Here is a 3,894-nt window from a genome sequence, read left to right on the forward strand (position 1 = left end):
CTCATTAAAGCTAAGATGCTCTATTTGGGTTTTTAGATTTTTGGGTAAATCCATATTTCTAATTTTAAAATAATCTTCATCTATTTTACCCCAAACCCACATAGAATCTACAAGAGTACCGTCTAAATCGAAAATTGCAGCTTTAATATTTGTTAGCATTTAATCACCTCTTATTTAGTTAAAAGAATCTATAAGTAAGAAAAGAACATGTGCTTCCGATAAAAACCCCCACAATAACATCTGTAGGGTAATGAACGCCTATGTACATTCTGGAAATTCCTACACAGAAAGCTAAGGGTATAGTTATAAATCCAAACATAGGGAAATACAAAGCTATTATAACAGCTAATGAAAACGCAGCAGTGGTGTGTCCAGAGGGAAAGGAGTATTTATCTATACCTATCTTATTAATATTTAAATTTGGAATATTTATAAAAGGTCTTAATCTGGTAACACTTACTTTTAGAATCTTGCCGATGCCAGTGCTAAGTGTTATTGAAATCATAGCTTTAATGGCCATGGTGCGAAGCGTAGTATTATCGAATAGAAAGGCAACAGTACAAAATATAAACAAAAAAGAAAAAGAGCCTAAGTAAGTCATAGAGGGCATTATAATATCTAAAAACTTACACTTCCAAGAATTATTTATAATTCTAAGTAGGTTAATATCTCTATGGTTTATATATTTAAAGAATGATTTCATAAAAACCTCCATTGGACACAAAGAATTATTTATCTTAATTAATGAATATTGTATCATATTTTAACTTATATTTATATTATAAAATATAGTCAAAACTCTCTTTGGAATATTTTAGTCTTATTTTTATCTTTAAAATCCTCAGCAGTGTCAATTCCTATTCTACTTAAGACTTCGTTCATACAATCACTATCTACGGCTATTTTAAATTTTGAGCTTTCTGCGAATTCATCTACTCTACGTTTTCCAGAATTTGCGTCAATCAAAGATCTAGGTCCTCCAACGCATCCGCCAACACAACCCATGCCCTCTATAAAATTTGCATTAATTGCTCCATTTTGAGCTTTAGTAAGTAATTCTTTGCATTCTTTTACGCCATTTCCTTGAATAGCAGTTAATAAATTATATTTTTCGGGAAATAATCTTTCTATAACTTCACCAATGGCTATAGATACCCCTCCTGTACGTGCATAAAGCCTACCACCTCTAGAAGCATAATCAGTAGACACATCTTGCTTAAGTTTTTCTGGGTTGATGTTTAACGTATCAAATATATCCTTAAGTTCGGAGAAGGTAAGTACATAATCTATATCACCTAAAAGATCCTTTTCCTTAGCTTCCCCTTTTTTTGCAATACAGGGGCCAATAAATACTACTTTGCAGGTAGGGTTTAATTTCTTTAAAATTCTACCCGCGGCAATCATAGGAGATATAGAGGGCGATACATACTTCACTAGATTATAGTACACCTTCTTTACCATTCCTACCCACATAGGACAACAGCAGGAGGTAATCATTAAATCTTCGTTCGTTTTAACATGTTCATCAAATTCTATGGCTTCTTTTAATGTAAGCATATCTGCAAAAAAAGCAACTTCAACCATATCTGTAAACCCGATTTTTTTAAAAGCAGTTCGTAGGTTATCTATATTAGCATTTTCTCCAAATTGGCCAGTAATGGCAGGAGCTACAGCTGCTATTACTTTTGAATTTCCTTTTAATAAATTTAAAAGGGGAATAAATTCTATCTTATCCATTAAGGCACCGGTAGGGCATGCATCTACGCAAAAGCCACAGTCTGTGCACTTATCATTATCAATATAGGTTGTATTACTTTTATTATCTATTAAAATGGCATCAAAAGAGCAGGAAGCTTGACAGTGCGTCTTTCCAGAATTATCTGCACAATCCATAGAACAGTACTTAATTTTACTAACAATTTTATGATTTGTTTCATATGAAAGGATAGCTTTTTTTAAATCTTCTATGTAATTGTGAGAAAAGTCTACTTGAACCCCGCATAGAGAAGAAATTATAGAACTTAACTCATTTTTATTAACTTTATCCCTAGAGAGTAATTCCCGTACCTTGGTTTCAAAATTATCTTCAGAGTAGGATTTAACTAAGGTCTTAAAAATTTCATTATATATTTTATTCAAAATGATCACTCCTAATTCGTTATTAGCTTTATTTTGTCAAAAAGGAGTAGTTTTATGCATGCTAAAAAATGAAAAATTTACAATAAAAAAAGAGTTGCCATTAGACAACTCTTTTTTGGTCGGGGTGACAGGGATTGAACCTGCGACCTCATGGTCCCAAACCACGCGCGCTCCCAGCTGCGCTACACCCCGGCGACAAGATTTATTATACAAAAGAAATGCATAAATGTCAACAGTATTCACAAATGTTTTTTAAATAACTCACAATTACTACACAAAAATCATAAATACTGAAAAAGTATTGCATTTAAGTTTTTTACGGATTACAATTAATTTATAAAATTTAATAATTTCACATAAGTAGAGGTGCGGATAAAGAGGTAATTTTTGAGTGGTAAGGATATGAACATCCAATATCAAAAATGAAGGATTTATTTGCCGAAAGAATATCCTGGTTCTTAATTATATTCTTGGTTATAGAGAGCAATATATCTATGACTGCCATAAAGATTTTTATGGAGAGCTATTTATGTAATGAAAAGGGGATTTTTCATTGCATTAATAGTTTGAGTAGTTCTGTTTATTAAGGCATTGAAAGAATTCGATGCCTTTTTTTGTGTTTTAAAATATATTAATTAGGGGGAAAAGAATGTATAAATATTTAATACAAGGATTACTTTTAGGATTTGCTTATGTGGCACCTATAGGTACACAAAATATATTTGTAATAAATACGGCAATACGAAAAAGTAGATTAAAAGCATATCAAGTTGCATTTATTACTATATTTTTTGATATATCGCTTGCACTTTCATGCTTTTTGGGTGTGGGAGCACTTATGGAAAGGTTCAAACTTCTAAAGATATTCGTTCTCTTACTAGGTAGTATGGCGGTAATTTACATTGGAGTAGGACTTGTGAGACAAATACCAGAAGTTCAATCTGAAGAAACTGTAGATGTAAATCAGCCATTTATAAAAATAGCATGGACTTGTTTTGCTGTAACCTGGTTAAATCCTCAAGCTTTAATTGATGGATCATTGCTGCTCGGAGGTATGAGAGCTTCACTTCCATCAGATATGGGGAACTACTTTATTATAGGGGTATGCTTATCGTCCTTTATTTGGTTTACTTCATTAGCAACACTCATTTCACTATTTAAAGGCAAATTTGATACTAAGGTTATTAGAATAATAAATTTAGTATGTGGTGTAATTATAATATTGTATGGATTTAAATTAGCATATTCATTTATCAAGTTAGTTACTTAATGATATTTAAGTGCTGTAAAAGATGAGAGCAGTTTACCTGATAGATAAGTATATCACGGGAAAACTGCTCTATTTTTATAATTATTTATTAGCATCCTTTTCTTTATCACCAACACCTCTTGTAGGTACAGTAGACATAACGAAACCTACAAGTATAGACAGTAAGGCAGGAGCTACTATGTTGATATATACTATATATCTCGTTTTGTATAAAACTAGAGCAGTAAGAGCCGTGACTAAAGCACTAGCTACAAAAATAATAATTACATATTTTGCGAAAGAACTCATGAATTTTTCATATAATCTATGCCGAGTCGGTCCACTTATAACACTTCTAAATAAAAAATAGGAAGCAAAAATTATTATAATATCTACTATAGCCGAAATTAAAAAATTCTTCATTATATACCTCCAAAATAAATTTTCGTATTTTCTTTTCGTATTTTCTTTTCTAGTATTTCCAAAATCAGAAAAAATTATTAAAA

Annotated in this window: 4 protein-coding genes, 1 tRNA gene, 1 pseudogene and 1 riboswitch; of the genes and pseudogenes, 1 reads left to right on the forward strand and 5 read right to left on the reverse strand. The window is 31.3% G+C overall.

From position 1 onward, the window contains the following. The 4 genes and pseudogenes from JJE11_RS16165 to JJE11_RS16180 form a co-directional block, all read right to left on the reverse strand. Window positions 1-159 (reverse strand): annotated as a pseudogene (locus JJE11_RS16165) (HAD family phosphatase); the annotation flags it as partial. Between the two features lie 19 nt (window positions 160-178). Beyond that, on the reverse strand, window positions 179-760 hold the full coding sequence (locus JJE11_RS16170) for a phosphatase PAP2 family protein (RefSeq protein WP_366927952.1): 582 nt from the start codon (window positions 758-760) through the stop codon (window positions 179-181). A gap of 32 nt (window positions 761-792) precedes the next feature. Then, window positions 793-2,139: a [Fe-Fe] hydrogenase large subunit C-terminal domain-containing protein gene (locus tag JJE11_RS16175; protein ID WP_291637474.1), complete on the reverse strand. Its 1,347-nt coding sequence runs from the start codon at window positions 2,137-2,139 to the stop codon at window positions 793-795. Window positions 2,140-2,255: 116 nt separating this feature from the next. After that, window positions 2,256-2,331, reverse strand: a tRNA-Pro gene (locus JJE11_RS16180). Between the two features lie 161 nt (window positions 2,332-2,492). Beyond that, a riboswitch (Lysine riboswitch) is annotated at window positions 2,493-2,673 on the forward strand. Between the two features lie 115 nt (window positions 2,674-2,788). Between JJE11_RS16180 and JJE11_RS16185 the strand changes: the two genes are divergently transcribed. Continuing rightward, complete coding sequence (locus tag JJE11_RS16185; RefSeq protein WP_291637476.1) at window positions 2,789-3,409, forward strand: LysE family transporter; 621 nt, start codon at window positions 2,789-2,791, stop codon at window positions 3,407-3,409. Between the two features lie 81 nt (window positions 3,410-3,490). On the opposite strand, the gene JJE11_RS16190 is transcribed toward JJE11_RS16185, so the two are convergent. Continuing rightward, window positions 3,491-3,811, reverse strand: coding sequence for a hypothetical protein (locus JJE11_RS16190; protein WP_291637480.1), 321 nt, complete (start codon window positions 3,809-3,811; stop codon window positions 3,491-3,493). Window positions 3,812-3,894 lie beyond the last annotated feature (83 nt).

Source organism: Clostridium sp., from assembly GCF_016650095.1.
Lineage (GTDB): Bacteria > Bacillota > Clostridia > Clostridiales > Clostridiaceae > Clostridium_AD.

What these genes read in the sequence shown, in the direction of transcription:
- JJE11_RS16170 (WP_366927952.1), bottom strand. Translation starts at nt 760, where the DNA reads ATGATACAATATTCATTAATTAAGATAAATAATTCTTTGTGTCCAATG.
- JJE11_RS16185 (WP_291637476.1), top strand. Translation starts at nt 2,789, where the DNA reads ATGTATAAATATTTAATACAAGGATTACTTTTAGGATTTGCTTATGTG.
- JJE11_RS16190 (WP_291637480.1), bottom strand. Translation starts at nt 3,811, where the DNA reads ATGAAGAATTTTTTAATTTCGGCTATAGTAGATATTATAATAATTTTT.